The 14,571-nt window shown below is 64.3% G+C and carries 11 protein-coding genes; 8 read left to right on the top strand and 3 right to left on the bottom strand.

Annotation, left to right across the window (positions count from 1 at the left end):
• Positions 1-4: 4 nt before the first annotated feature.
• The 4 genes from VN634_15385 to VN634_15370 all read left to right on the top strand — a co-directional run bounded on the left by VN634_15385 (position 5) and on the right by VN634_15370 (position 5,037).
• Positions 5-856 carry a transglutaminase family protein gene (locus VN634_15385; GenBank protein ID HXC52266.1) on the top strand — a complete coding sequence of 284 codons (852 nt, stop codon included), beginning with the start codon at positions 5-7 and terminating at the stop codon, positions 854-856.
• Positions 857-980: 124 nt separating this feature from the next.
• Positions 981-1,424, top strand: coding sequence for a ferritin-like domain-containing protein (locus tag VN634_15380; protein ID HXC52265.1), 444 nt, complete (start codon positions 981-983; stop codon positions 1,422-1,424).
• 186 nt (positions 1,425-1,610) lie between these two features.
• A complete protein-coding gene (locus tag VN634_15375) occupies positions 1,611-3,800 on the top strand; it encodes a hypothetical protein (GenBank protein ID HXC52264.1) in 2,190 nt (729 codons plus the stop codon).
• A gap of 154 nt (positions 3,801-3,954) precedes the next feature.
• Positions 3,955-5,037, top strand: a complete 1,083-nt coding sequence (locus VN634_15370; GenBank protein ID HXC52263.1) for a hypothetical protein — start codon at positions 3,955-3,957, stop codon at positions 5,035-5,037.
• Positions 5,038-5,171: 134 nt separating this feature from the next.
• On the opposite strand, the gene VN634_15365 is transcribed toward VN634_15370, so the two are convergent.
• Together VN634_15365 and VN634_15360 are read right to left on the bottom strand one after the other, a co-directional pair.
• Positions 5,172-6,266 carry an SGNH/GDSL hydrolase family protein gene (locus VN634_15365; GenBank protein ID HXC52262.1) on the bottom strand — a complete coding sequence of 365 codons (1,095 nt, stop codon included), beginning with the start codon at positions 6,264-6,266 and terminating at the stop codon, positions 5,172-5,174.
• 165 nt (positions 6,267-6,431) lie between these two features.
• Positions 6,432-7,193 carry an SDR family oxidoreductase gene (locus VN634_15360; protein HXC52261.1) on the bottom strand — a complete coding sequence of 254 codons (762 nt, stop codon included), beginning with the start codon at positions 7,191-7,193 and terminating at the stop codon, positions 6,432-6,434.
• Positions 7,194-7,371: 178 nt separating this feature from the next.
• On the opposite strand from VN634_15360, the gene VN634_15355 reads away from it, so the two are divergent.
• Positions 7,372-7,839 (top strand): PaaI family thioesterase, encoded by a 468-nt coding sequence (locus VN634_15355; GenBank protein HXC52260.1) that lies wholly within the window; start codon positions 7,372-7,374, stop codon positions 7,837-7,839.
• Between the two features lie 15 nt (positions 7,840-7,854).
• On the opposite strand, the gene VN634_15350 is transcribed toward VN634_15355, so the two are convergent.
• Positions 7,855-10,416, bottom strand: a complete 2,562-nt coding sequence (locus tag VN634_15350; protein HXC52259.1) for a site-2 protease family protein — start codon at positions 10,414-10,416, stop codon at positions 7,855-7,857.
• Between the two features lie 115 nt (positions 10,417-10,531).
• Here VN634_15350 and VN634_15345 point away from each other — a divergent pair, with 115 nt between their 5' ends.
• The 3 genes from VN634_15345 to ppdK form a co-directional block, all read left to right on the top strand.
• Positions 10,532-10,939, top strand: coding sequence for a hypothetical protein (locus VN634_15345; protein ID HXC52258.1), 408 nt, complete (start codon positions 10,532-10,534; stop codon positions 10,937-10,939).
• Positions 10,940-11,093: 154 nt separating this feature from the next.
• Positions 11,094-12,458, top strand: coding sequence for a glycine--tRNA ligase (locus VN634_15340; GenBank protein HXC52257.1), 1,365 nt, complete (start codon positions 11,094-11,096; stop codon positions 12,456-12,458).
• Between the two features lie 65 nt (positions 12,459-12,523).
• On the top strand, positions 12,524-14,571 hold a 2,048-nt coding region (ppdK, locus tag VN634_15335; GenBank protein HXC52256.1), incomplete at its 3' end, for a pyruvate, phosphate dikinase.

Here is a 14,571-nt window from a genome sequence, read left to right as displayed (position 1 = left end):
CCGTATGCGACTGTCGATCCGCCATCACACGACGTACAAGTACGAGACGCCCGCCGAATACGCCGCGCAGATTCTTCGCCTCACGCCGCGCCCGTACGACGGGTTCTCGATCCTGTCGTGGCGCATCATGACCAAGGGGCCCGGCCGCCTTTCCACGTTCGAGGATGGTTTCGGCAACACTTCGCACATGCACACGGTCGCTCACGTGCACGACGCCGTCGAAGTCAACGTCGAAGGCCTGGTCGAAACTTCCGACACCGGCGGGATCGTCCGTGGCGGCAACGAGACATTGCCGCTCGGCGCGTATCTGCGGACGACTCCGCTTACGTTTCCGTCGGCCGCAATCGAAAAGCTTGCCACCGAAGCCGGCGCGCTGGAGAGCAGGGCGGACGCACTGCGCCGCCTGATGCAGCTCGTCGCCGGTCGCATCGAGTACACCAAGGGCAGTACCGGAGTGCTGACCACCGCTGCCGACGCGCTCGCCGGCGAAAAGGGAGTCTGCCAGGACCATGCGCACGTGTTCATTTCCGCTGCACGCGCACTCGGCATCCCGGCGCGCTATGTCGGCGGGTATCTTTGCATGGACGGACAGGACGCGGCCGGAATGAACGCCGCGGATCCTGTCAGGCAGCAGGCCGGCCACGCGTGGGCCGAGGCTTACGACGGCGAGCGCGGGTGGACTGCGTTCGATCCGGCCAACAACACGATTGCCGGAGCGTGGCACGTGCGCACCAGCGTCGGGCTCGACTATTCCTCGGCAGCGCCGGTGCGAGGAGTGCGCCGCGACCGCGGAGGAATCTGCGGCGCCGAATTTCTGAGCGTCGACGTGCAGGTGTCGCGCATCTCGGGACAGTGAGCTCCGGCGTCAGACCGGAATCGCGCGCATCCGTTGGAACGATGTGGCTGCGCACTGCGTGCGTGGTAACGTCCGGCTCCCCCAGTCCGCAGCCCGCAGGGCGAGGATCAAACAGGAGACTCCGATGGACAAAGACAAGGTACTCGAAACCCTCAACGGCATTCTCGAGCTCGAGCTGGCCGGAATCGTTCGCTACACGCACTACTCGTTCATGATTTTCGGACACGCGCGCATTCCCATCATCGCGTGGATGCGTACCGAGGCCACCGAAGCCATGACGCACGCGCACATGGCCGGTGAGCTGATCACGACGTTCGGCGGGCACCCGTCTCTGAAAATCGGCAAGCTCCTCGAAACCCACAAGCACGACATCGACGACATCCTGCGCGAAGCAATCGAGCATGAAACCAACGGAGTCGCACTCTACCGCCAGCTGCTCGACCTGACCATCGACAAGGATGTACGGCTCGAGGAGTACGCGCGCGAGATGATCCGTACCGAGGAGGATCACATCTCGGAGATCGAGAAGATGCTGCGCAGGCCGGGGGTTTTGCAGCCGGCGCGCTGAGTGGTTGACCAAACCGGTCCAGGCACCCTCAACTTTCAGGTTTGTCGGCAGTCACGCATAAGTCCCGACGGATAGGGCGGACTTGGCAAGAAACGTGATGCTCGCCACATAGCCGCCCGGCAATGCGATGTGGTGTCGAAAGATGAAAGTTGACCAGGCTCGCAGCGACACGCTAGACGGGGTGTCATGAAAACATTCAGGCCCGTCCTTGCGTCGGCACTTGTCTCGTTGATCGTTCTTCCGGTCGTGGCTTTTGCTGCGGGAGGAGTCGATCCAAGCTTCGGCGCGGCTGGAATCGCAACGCTTGCGGTCGAAGGGCGGAATGCCTCTTACTCGGACGTCGTCGTGCAGCCGGATGGAAAGATTCTGGCAGCCGGCGCGATAGTCGAGAACCCCAACACCGACCAACAGTTCAGCAGGCTGCTTCTCGTACGTTATAACGCCGACGGGACTCTGGATTCCGGCTTCGGAACCGGCGGGACGGTGGTCACCGAAATCGGCAAATACGCCTATACGCAGGAGATCGCCCTGCAGGCCGACGGGAAAATCGTCGCAGTGGGAACGGCCTATATCGGCGACGAAGCGTTTTTCTGGCTCAACCGGCCGCAGTTCGCGCTGGTGCGATACGAAAGCGACGGAACACTGGACGCGACATTCGGCGTCGGCGGGATCGTGACCAGCAACTACGCAGAAGGCGAACATTATCTGAGCGCGGTGCAGATCCAGACCAGCGGGCGAATCGTCGTCGCGGGCCAGTACGGTGCCGACGAAGTCATTCTCGTCGGCTACGACAGCAACGGGCAACTCGACCCGACGTTTGGATCCTCGACTCCGGGAGTGTTTCGCATCGTCACTGCAATGGCCCGTTTTGCAGACCAGTCGCTGGTCGTGGTCGGTTACAATCTCAATGGATTCCTGCTCATGCGCTATACCGCCAACGGACAGCTCGATCCGACATTCGGCAGTGGCGGGGTCGTCAACACGCACGTGAGCCAGCTCGATCCTCTCAGTGACGTCGCCATTCAGGACGACGGCAAGATCGTCGTCACCGGATTCGTTGTAGGAGAAGTCGGATACGATCTCGCCGTCGCCCGCTACAATGGCGACGGTGCCCTTGATCCGACCTTTGGCGGCACTGGAATCGTCAGGGGCCCCGTCGAGGACGACTCCGCAGGATACGGCCTGGTCGTGCTGGACAACGGCTCGATCGTCGTTGGAGGCCTGGTCTGGCACCCCGTTCCAAATCGCGAAATTCCCGAGACGACCACGTTCGAGCTTCTACGGTTCTCGGCGGACGGCGTGCTGGATCCCACCTTCCATCTCGCGGGAGAACCGAGAGCCAATCAGAACCAGATCAATGCGCTCACGCTTCAGCCGGACGGCCGTATCCTCGCCGCCGGCCTTTCCGGGAGCAACAACGATGGCCAGCTCGTCTTCGATGCAGTCCTGACTCGTCATTTCGCAGGCACTTGCGGCGATGGCGACGTCGAGGATCTCGAGCAGTGCGACGACGGCAATGCGACGAGCGGCGACGGCTGTGACGCCAACTGCACGTTTACCGGCTGCGGCAATGGCATCCAGACGACGGCAGAGCAATGTGATGGCGGCGAGTGCTGCACATCGACCTGCATGTTCCGCGCGTCGGGAACCGCATGCACCAGCGACTCCGACGTTTGCACGGACGATCAGTGCGATTCCTCCGGCCTCTGCGCGCATGTCGCCAACTCCAGTCCCTGCGACGATGCGAACGCCTGCACCTCCAATGATGTCTGCAGCGACGGAGTCTGTGCCGGCACGACAAGCGTCTTCTGCGCCACGTGCGAATACTGCCAGCCCGACGTCGGCACATGCATCCTTGCGCCGCGTCCGGACTGCACCCCGACGGTCGGCTACGGTCTTCCTTCCGAGCTCGCCATCACGACCAGCGCGCTCGACAGCAGACGCCAGCTCAAGTGGACCTGGTCCGAAGGCGGAGAAACGAGCCTCGAAGATCTCGGGAGCCCCCAGACCACCGACACCTACGAAGTCTGCATGTTCCGCAACGAGAACGACCTCGCATGGAACGCGTCGCTTCCTGCCGGCAGCCGATGGACGACGGGCAACAGAAAGGGCTTTCAGTACCGGGATTCCGCTGGCTCGTCCCAGGGGATCCGCAAACTGCAGCTGCGGACCGGTCCCAACGGGCAGGCGGGCATCCAGCTTCGCGCAAAGGGTGCGCAGCTTTCCCCGCCGAGTCTCGACGACGGAGCGCTGCCGATCGTGCTGCAACTTCAGCGCGGCAACGAGGCCTGCTGGCAGGCTACGTTCGAAACTCCGACTTCGGGACTTCGCTCGGCCGGCTCGACCACTCAGACGGTGCGTTATCAGGGTCGATAGCCGGCCTCGGCCATGCGGCGCGCGGCCGGCCGCAAGGCTGCTGCGCTAAGACGCAGGAGCACCGCTTGCTGCCGACGCAAAGCATCATCGTGTCGCAAACGCGCGCGCCGCGTTCGCCTTTGATTCAGCGTCGGCGCCCGCCTATCAGCGAGCGATGGCGCGCGCCGTTCGAGTCACCAGTCCCGGTCCGTGGATCGTGGATGCCCGCTACGACCAGCTCTTCCTGTGGGCGGCGTGGTGCGTGCCGCTCGTGCTGTGCGCGATTGCGTACGGGCTGCCGTACGGCCTGCTGATCGCGGTCGTGATCTTCGTGCTGCTCGACAACTCTCACCAGGTTGCGTCGTTGCCACTGACGATCTTCGATCCCGACACGATGAAACGCGCGGCGCCGGTCTATCTCGGCGGCGCCGCCGCCATCGGTGCCACGGCGATCGTGATCTCCATGTACCCGGGCACACTCGTCGCGAGGATGTGGGCGAGCCTCGTCGTGTACTGGGGCGCGTGGCACATCATCCGCCAGCACTACGGCTTCCTTCGCCTCTACCAGGCGCGCGACAAACCCGCCGATGCACGGCTCGCGCAGGCCGAAGTGTGGGCGCTCTACAGCGGTGCGGCCTTTCCATACTTCTATAATCTCGCCAATGGCTGGGCCGGCGAAGACCTCGAGAAGATGCTTTACCGGATTCCCGTTCCGTCGTGGTCGCCGTGGATCGTGTTCGCGATCTTCACGGTGACATTCGGATACGTGCTCGCGGATGCGTTTCGGCGCGTGACCGCGAAGAAGCCGATGGTCACGCGGCGGCTGCTCCATGTCGCACTCGTCGTCAGCAATTTCTGGCTCGGGCTGCTCTGGTTCGGTGCCGACAACCTGATTCTCGCGATACTGTTCATCACGAGCTATCACGACCTGCAGTATCACGCTGTGGTGTGGTTCGTCGGAAAGAAGCGGGTCGCGCCGGAGACAGCGGCGGTCCGGCCCGCGGTGCGCCGCATGTTCGGCTCGATGACGGCGTTCGTTGCGGCGATCCTCGTGGGAGCACTCGTGCAGTCGCTATTCCGCAACGAATTCCAGCTCGCGGGCAAGCTGCTGCCCGAGTCTGGCGTGAGAGCCGCGCTTTTCGCGCTCGTCACGAGCTACAGCTACATGCACTACTTTTTCGACGGCAAGATGTGGAAGCTGTCGAAGGACGCGCGCCTCCGCGCCGAGCTCGGGCTCGGCGCGAAGGCACCTGCTTAGTCAGCAATCGGCGCGTATCCGGCCAGCAGATCGCGAATCCGGCCAGCCCGGGCGTACCCGGCCAGCCGTCACGGCGTACCCGGCCAGCCGTCACGGCGTATCGGGCCAGCCCTCAGGGCGTATCGGGCCAGCCCTCAGGGCGTATCGGGATTGAACACCGACAACCCGGTTCCGATCCGCTCGTGCCCGAACTTTCTCCAGATCGGAACCTTGCCGTCCGCATACTGCTCATCGGGATAGCGCGGCGCCGAAGAGCCCTTGGCGGTGTTGCTGAAAATGCCGAGGCTGGTGTCGCCGCCGCTGAACGTCGGATGCGTATCGTCCGACTGGATGTAATCGAAGCTTCTGGTGGCGGTCACGAAATGCGCGTTGGGGTCGCGGATCGTCGGCCGCAGGGTCGTCGTGATGCGTGTGACGTAGCCGCTCTCGGATTCGCCGCGACGATAGCGCAGCGCGCGGGAATCCCTTCTTCCATCGGCGTTCGAGTCGAAGTCGGATCCCATGAACTGCGCAAACGCATCCTCGCACTCGAAGCCGTTCATCTGGGCAAAATGGCACGCGCGCCAGTTGATGTGCGCCAGATACTGGAGAAAGACGTCCTGCCGGTTCGGATGCTCGCCGCCCGGCGAATTCGTGCAGTCGGCCGGCTGGTCGTCGTCGTCGTACCCCGCGTAATAGAGATTCATGATGATCTTGCGTTTGGTTCCCGCCGCAGCGTTCGCGTTGATGAACTGCATCGCGAGCTCCTGGTACGTCGTGCAATCGGCAAGCGCGTCGTCGAGTTTGCCGTAATCGCAGGTGCCGTCCTGGGTTTTGAAATCGTTCCTCGCCTGCAGCGCGTCGTTGCCGCACATTTCGAACGCGACGACCCGCGTGTTCGCGGCCTGCATGAATTTCACGTCGTCGACGATCTTGTCCTCGTAGATCTGCTTGGCGGTGGCGCCCGACTTGGCCCTGCGGAATGTCTCGACGTCCGCGTTCCAGTCGGCCTGCGCGTAATCGCCGTCGACCGTCGGCGCGGCGTAGATCGCGACTTCGAGCACAGAGCCCTTGTAGCCGGCAAAGATCGAGTCGCCGTACGCGACGATCCGATATTTTACGTCGGTCCCGGGCCGATCGATCGTCCACGACACGTTCTGGGTAATCGTGCTGGCAGAGGCCTCGAGCGCGGACGCGATCACGAAAAGACACGGCAACAGGATGAAAAATCTTCGGACATGGGATCGCATGGGACGTCCTCCTTTCGAGGGGTGCGGAAAAAAACGATTTTCCCGAGCGTAACCCGGCGATCGTGCATGCACGAGGGTATCGGCGAAGTCTTCTGACCAAACGAGTCGGGAAATCGCCGGCCGGCTCGCACAGCGGCCCCGAATGGAGTGTGGACGCGCTCTCTGTCAGCCCACCTTGGTAAATGCGACGAGCCCGCCGCCATCGATCACGATCGTGTTGCCGGTGATCCAGCCGCTTCGCACATCGTCGGCGAGAAACAGCGCCGCCTCTGCGATGTCCTCGGGCTCGCCGAGGCGGCGGAGCGGATACGACTTTGCAACTTCGTCGCCGCGTCCCTCCGCCCACAATACATGCGCGAAATCGGTCTTGATCAGCCCGGGCGCAATCACGTTGACGCGCACCTTCGGCGCGAGCTCGGCGGCGAGCTGCTTGCTCAGGTGGATGAGCGCCGCCTTCGTTACGTCGTAGACGCCGAGGATCGCATTGGTCGCAAGACCGCCGACGCTCGAAATGTTGATGATCGATCCGCCGTGCTCCTTCATCCATCCGTTCCACGCGAGCTGGGTCCAGACGAGCGGTGCGGTCAGATTGGTGTCGATCGTCTTGTTCCAGCGCGCAACATCGACCTTGATCGTCGGACCGGCATACGGATTGGTCGCCGCGTTGTTGACGAGAATGTCGAGCCGGCCGAGACGCGACAAGGTTGCGGAGACGACGCGCTCCGCATCTTCCGGGCGGCCGACGTGCCCCTGCTCGACATGCGCATTCGGTCCGATTTCGCGCGCCGTTTCCTCGCAGCTCTCGCGATTGCGCGACGTGATCATCACCTGGGCGCCTTCGCGTGCGAGCGCCATGGCGATTCCCTTGCCGATTCCACGCGAGCCGCCGGTGACGACCGCAACCTTGCCTTCCAGCGAATTTCCCATGCCCGCGTTCAAGCATCGCTAGCGAGCGGAGTCGAGCGTGCAGATAGCCAGCGGAGTCGAGCGTGCAATAGCCAGCGGAGTCGAGCGTTGAGATCGCGAGCGGAGTCGAGCGTTCAATGCCGAGCGGAGTCGAGCGTCTCGCTCGTCTCTCGAAACCTATCCCGCTATGGTCGCGCGCATGACCGAACAGATTAGCAACCTCGCGCCGCGCGCCGGCCGCTTCGAAGCCCTCCCGCCTGAAACCGCCGAACGCTTTGCAGGCTTTGCTCCGGGACGACCCGAGTATTTTCCGGGACTCGTCGGCATCACGCTCGAGGAAGTTCGCAAGGACTACGCGCGCATGCGGCTGCCGTTCCGTCCGGTCCTCAACCAGCCGGCCGGCGTCGTGCACGGCGGCGCGCTCGCAACGCTCATCGATACAGTCGTCGTTCCTGCAATCGCGAGCGGCTACGACGTCCCGCACCGCTACCTGACGATCGACATGCAGATCCAGTACATGTCGGCCGTCATAGGCGAGGACGCCGTGGCCGAGGGGTGGATCACCAAGCGCGGACGTTCGACCGTGTTCTGCCGGGCGGAAATCCTGACGGCGAAAGCCGGGCTCGTCGCGACGGGAACGCTCGTCTACAAGGTATCGAAGGTCTGACGCACACTCGTATCGTCAGGCCGGTGTCGAGTGTCTGCGTTTTCTGTGCGGACAGATCGCCAGTGACGTTTCCCGCAGCGCCGCCTCGCGCGACTGCTGCCACGGTTCGACGAAAGCGGAGTCCAGCGTGCCGAGGCGGGCGTGGTAGCACGCCCAGGAAGTCTGGCGCGTGATCAGCGCGCGTGCTTCGCTGTCGCGGCCGGCCCTGCGAAGCGCATACGCCATGTCGAGCGGTTTGATCAGGTAAGGCTCGCGGACCTGACAGCCATTTGCCTGCTGCGCAGTCGTCGGGTTGAAGCCGCCGCCGTAGGCCGCTCTGCGCATCCGATCGACGCCTTCGTCCACGCGGCCCGCCGCCAGCAGCGCCCACGCGTAGACTAATGACGGCTGCCGGGTGCGCCTGGTGCTCCTGGCCAGCGGTGAGGCCTGCAGCAGCTCGAGCGCTTCCGGAACACGACCCTTGCTGAGAAAGAACCACGCCCGCGCGCTGACCACGTCGGCAAGGGCTTTGACGGCATGACCCTCGAGCGCGAGGACCTGCGCATGCAACTCGCGGAGACGCGTCTCCGCCTCGGCGCTCTTTCCCTGCTGATCGATGGCTTCGAGCACGCGAAGGCGTGTATCGACAGTCGCGGCATAGCCTGCGGGGAAGAGCGCTTCCGCACGACCGACCGCCTCCGTCAGCGCCGTGATGCGAACATCCGGGGCAGCGCCGGCAGTCTCGACGACGACGGATCGCAGGAACTCCCGTTCGATGTACTCGAGATCGAACCGGTAGCCGGCATGGCCCTCGGCGAGAACGTCCGCGAGCTTCTCGCGATGCTCGGAAGAAGGAGAGGCCCATATCTCGCGTACGCGCAGATCCACGAGCCGGGGATCGTCCTCTGCCAGATTGTTCGCTTCCTTCTTCAGCTCGTCGATCCCGTCGGAGTCGGGGTCTTCGTCGAAAACACGATCGAATTCCCGCTGCGCGGCCGTCCGATCGTCATTCCACTCCGAGGAGGACGGCCAGTGCCGGTAGGCCGTAACTCCGGCGCTGCTCCACAACGCGACGAGAAGTCCGAGCGTCATCGCGCTTTCCCACGGACGTGCCGCGCCGATCGCCCGCTGCGAGAATACGGATCGGACCAGCAGGTACTGTCGCGCCGACGACAACTTCGCGAAGCGCCGCCCGATCACGGCGAACAGATGCTCGAGCTGATCGCGCTCTGCGGCGCCTTCACGCCATTCGCGCTGGAGCTGCGCCATCCGCCACTGGGAACGGATGCTGAAAGCCATCACGATCGCGACGAGCGTCAGCGCAGGAGTCTGCAGCCAGTACGCCAGCGCACCGATCGTGAGTGCACTGAGCGTTCCGAACAACGCACGCGACCGCGGCCAGCGGCCGAAGACCGCCAGCTCGACGAGCCTGCCGCCGTCGAGCGGAGCCAGTGGAAGAAGATTGAAAAGATTCACGACGACCGCGACCCACGCGATGTTGTGCCAGATCGGCGGTGCGGCCGGATGCGAAGCCAGGAACGCGATGAGACCGAACCCGGCCACGATTCCCGGCAACGGTCCGGCGAAAAGAATGACCGCCTGCTTCCATGCTGCGATGTTCGCCGGCGTTCCGCTTACGACCGCGCCGATGAACGGAATGAAGAACATGCTCATGTCGCGATAACCGAACGCACGCATCGCGACCGCATGCCCGCCTTCGTGCAACACGATGATCGCGACGATCGCCAGCCCATAGCTCCACGAAAGTGCCCAGCCCCAGAGCACGATCGATGCCAGCAACGAGGCGACGAGCACGAACGCCTTGACGTTGTGGCGAGGCGGCAAAGTCTTGCGAATGACCTCCTGATGCTCATAGCAGTGCACGTGGTATGCGGTTCGCACCGGTCCTTCCGTGACCGTCGAGTGATAGGGACGTGCGAGCTTGTGGCGTGCGCGCATCCAGCGCATCGCCGCGACCGCCGCAGCTCTCAGCGTCGGGTGCCAGGCGCCTCGACTCTGGATGCAGAGCTTCTGCTCGCGAAGCATCGGAAGGTAGCCTTCCACTCCTTCAGCGACGCGTCGCACGACCTCCTCGTCACCGGGGACGACGGTGTCCGCGTCCTCGATTCGCGCGCGATGCGCCTGCCAGTGCCCGTGCAGCGAATCCGAGCAGGGATCCTCCACCAGCACGCCCGGCCTTTCGCCCATCAGGGCCCACGCCAGGCGATTGACCGTCTCTCGCAGCTGCCCGTTTGCCAGGAACGTGAAGAACGAGACGGGATACGCGGCCCGGGCCATCGGCTGGAGCGTCAGGCTCGCAAAGATCGGAAGAGTTCCATGGCGCAGCAGAATGGAGACGTACCGGTACGGGCCGGTCTCGATCATGCTGCGCGACATCTGCTGGAAACCGAGCGCCTCGACCTCGTCGATGGCGGCCTGCTCGTCCGGACGGACCGACGGAAGCGCAACCATCGGGCGGCTGGTCGCCGGCCAGAGCCGCATCCGCATGAGCTGCACCAGAACGAGGATCAGCTGCAGCAGCTGCATGACGAAAAAGCTGCCGATTGCGATCAGTCCGAACCGTAGCTGGCTGTTCATTCTGCAGACTCCGAGCCGATTCTCCGCTCTCGACTGAAGTTCGGCTCGCGCACGGGCCAACGTTGCTCAGCAGGCGGACGTACGTCAATCGGAAGGACGACAAGGGGAGGCGACGATGGCGGGTTGCCCGCTCTGCCGCCCAGCGCTAACTCGTCTGCAAGGTAGCGAAGCTCTGACGTCTCCGGAGACGAACGAAGAGGACCGGCCTGCGCGGCTGGAATCCGACATCTGCATCCACATCTTCACGGTGTCGGCGGGAATGGTCGGCGTCTGCCTGACCGTTATCGGAATCATACGCGTCGTGATCACGGCCCGGAAGGTCGACACGGTCACGGACGATCTTCTGGCCGGCGATGCCGCGCTGTTTCTCGTGTCGTGCTTCCTGTCGTACTTCGCACTGCGGACTCGCAGTGCCCGGCGCATGCATCGCGTGGAGCGCTGGGCCGACGGCATTTTCCTCGTCGCCCTGTGCCTGATGGCGGGAATCTGCGCGTTCATTACCTACGCGCTCGCGGCTTTCTGATCCCAGCCCGCCCGTCGGCCTCCCGCAAATACCCGGCGGGTGGTTTGCCCGCCCTTCCGCACAGCGCTAAACAGGCCAATTCCGCTGCCGCCAGACGGCGGGGAAAGCCGGCAGCCTGCGGGCTGCGAGTGCTCGCTGTGAAGGGGAAAGGCCCGTGCCCGAATCCGTCGTGACCATGGAAAAGATCGTGAACCTCTGCAAGCGGCGGGGGTTCGTCTTCCAGTCTTCCGAAATCTACGGCGGGCTCGGCAGCTGCTACGACTACGGGCCGCTCGGCGTCGAGCTCAAGCGCAACGTCAAGGAAGCCTGGTGGCGCGATACCGTGACCACCCGTCCCGACGTGGTCGGCCTCGACTGCTCGATCCTGATGCATCCGCGGACCTGGGAAGCGTCAGGTCACATCGCGAATTTTTCGGACCCGATGGTCGACTGCAAGCTCTGCAAGGGCCGCTTCCGCGCCGACCACATCGACCAGATCCGCTGCCCGAAGCAGCCGAGCAAGAAGCCCGGCCAATGCGACGGCGAGCTCACCGAGCCGCGCAGCTTCAACCTGATGTTCAAGACGCACATGGGCCCGGTCGAAGACTCCGGTGCCGTCGTCTACCTGCGGCCGGAGACCGCGCAGGGGATCTTCGTCAACTTCGTCAACGTCGTGAACTCGACTCGCCAGCGCCCGCCGTTCGGCATCGGGCAGATGGGCAAGAGCTTCCGCAACGAGATCACGCCCGGCAACTTCCTGTTCCGCACGCGCGAGTTCGAGCAGATGGAGCTCGAGTTCTTCGTGCCGCCCGGCAGCGACGACGGCTGGTACGACTTCTGGAAGAAGCGCCGCCTGCAGTGGTACATCGACTACGGCATCCGTCCCGATCGGCTTCGCCTTCGCGATCACGCGAGCGACGAGCTCGCGCACTATGCGAAAGGCTGCGCCGACGTCGAGTACGAATTCCCGATCGGCTGGCAGGAGCTCGAAGGCATCGCCAACCGCACCGACTTCGACCTGAAGCAGCACATCGAATTCTCCGGCAAGGACCTTTCGTTCTTCGACGACCAGACGAAGGAGAGGTACGTGCCGTACGTGATCGAGCCGTCGGCCGGCGCCGATCGCGGCACGCTCGCGTTCCTCGTCGACTCGTACGACGAGGACGGGCCCGAAAACGATCGCCGCACGGTGCTGCGCCTTCACCCGTCGCTCGCGCCCGTCAAGGTTGCGGTGATGCCGCTCATGAAAAAGGACGGCATGGATGCGAAGGCGCACGAGATCGTCGAGATGCTGCGCCCGTATTTTGCCGTCGCGTACGACCAGGCCGGATCGATCGGCCGCCGCTACCGGCGTCAGGACGAGGTCGGCACGCCGCTCGGCGTGACCGTCGACTACGACACGATGAAGGACGGCACGGTCACTCTTCGCGATCGCGACACGATGGAGCAGGAGCGCGTCAGGATCGACGACCTCTTCGACATCGTACGCAGGAAAGTCGCACCGCCCGTATTTCGCGGATCACTGACGCCCGGCGCGTGATCGCCGCGGCAGTCGCCGCATTTCTAAAGCCCGAGACCGATTCAGCAGCAAGGAAGCGTTTCGCCATGAGCACCAAGAACAGCACCGCAACAAAGATTTCCACCAAGGCAGCAAAGCCTGCAACGAAGAGCGCGACGCCTTCCAGGCCGGCGGCCGCAAAGCCGAAGGCCGTGGCAAAGTCGGCCACGCCTGGAAAGCTCGTCTATTTCTTCGGCGACAAGGGCTCCGAAGGCGACGCGTCGATGAAGAACCTTCTCGGCGGCAAGGGTGCGAACCTCGCCGAGATGGCCGGCATCGGTCTTCCGGTGCCGCCGGGCTTCACGATCACGACCGAAGTCTGCGCAGCCTACGATGCGAAGACCGGCAAGTATCCGAAGGAGCTCTCGGCTCAGGTCGACGCCGCGCTCGCGCGCCTCGAGAAGGCGATGGGCAAGAAGTTCGGCGACGCGGCGAACCCGCTGCTCGTCTCGGTGCGCTCCGGCGCGCGCGCGTCGATGCCCGGCATGATGGACACGGTGCTCAACCTCGGCCTCAACGACCAGACGGTCGAAGGCCTCGTGAAAAAGTCCGGCAACGAGCGCTTCGCGTGGGACAGCTACCGCCGATTCGTGCAGATGTACGGCGACGTCGTGATGGGTCTCAAGCCCGAGTCCGCGAAGGAAGCCGATCCGTTCGAGGCCATCATCGAGAAGAAGAAGCACAAGCTCGGCGTCAAGCTCGACACCGAGCTGACCGCCGGGCACCTGAAGGAGCTCGTCGCCGAGTTCAAGGCCGCCGTGAAGAAGTTCGCGGGCCGGCCGTTCCCGACCGATCCGAAGGAGCAGCTCTGGGGCGCGATCGGCGCGGTGTTCCGCTCGTGGACGAACGAGCGCGCGACGGTGTACCGGCGGCTCAACAACATTCCGGAAGCGTGGGGCACTGCCGTCAACGTGCAGTCGATGGTGTTCGGCAACATGGGCAACTCGAGCGCAACCGGCGTCGCATTCACGCGCGATCCCGGCACCGGCGAGAAGCGCTTCTTCGGCGAGTTCCTCGTCAACGCGCAGGGCGAAGACGTGGTGGCCGGCACGCGCACGCCGCAGCAGATCACGAAGATCTCGTCGCGCGACTGGTCGAAGGACAACAGCGTCTCCGAGAAGGACCGCGCGTCGAAATTCCCGTCACTCGAGGAAGTGATGCCGGAGTGTTTCAAGCAGCTGCTCGCCGCTGCGGCGAGGCTCGAGAAGCACTACCGCGACATGCAGGACCTCGAGTTCACGATCGAGGACGGCCGGCTGTGGATGCTGCAGACGCGCAATGGAAAGCGCACCGCCGGCTCCGCCGTGCGCATCGCCGTCGAGATGGAGAAGGAAGGCCTGATCGACAGGAACACCGCGGTGCTTCGCGTCGCGCCCGAACAGATCGACCAGCTGCTGCATCCGACCATCGATGCCAAGGCCGCCAAGACGCTGCTCGCGAAGGGCCTCGGCGCTTCTCCTGGAGCAGCAGCCGGACAGGTCGTGTTCTCGGCCGAAGACGCGGTGGCCGCGAAGGCGAAGGGAACGAAGACGATTCTCGTGCGCACCGAAACGTCGCCCGAAGACATTGCCGGCATGGACGCGGCCGAAGGAATCCTGACGGCGCGCGGCGGCCGCACGTCGCACGCGGCGGTGGTCGCGCGCGGCATGGGCAAGTGCTGCGTGGTCGGCTGCGAAGCGCTGCGCATCGACTACAAGACCGGGCGCATGACCGCCGGCGACAAGACCGTCAAGGAAGGCGACTGGATCACGCTCGACGGCGCGACCGGATCCGTCTACGCCGGAAACGTTCCGACGACGCAGGCCAAGGTGTCGGGCGATTTCAACAAGCTGATGGGCTGGGCGGACAAGGCGCGCCGCCTGAAGGTGCGCACCAACGCCGACACGCCGCACGATGCGGAGGTCGCGCGCGAGTTCGGCGCCGAAGGCATCGGCCTGTGCCGCACCGAGCACATGTTCTTCGAGGGCACGCGCATCGACGCGGTGCGCGAGATGATCCTCGCCGACACGGTCGAGGATCGCGCCCGCGCGCTCGCGAAGGTCGCGCCCTACCAGCGCGAAGACTTCGTCGGCATCTTCAAAGCGATGGACGGACT

The organism is Candidatus Limnocylindrales bacterium (assembly GCA_035571835.1).
Classification (GTDB): Bacteria; Desulfobacterota; Binatia; order UBA1149; family CAITLU01; genus DATNBU01.
Note: the sequence above shows the minus strand (reverse complement) of the source record. Positions and strands in the feature narration are given on the sequence as shown.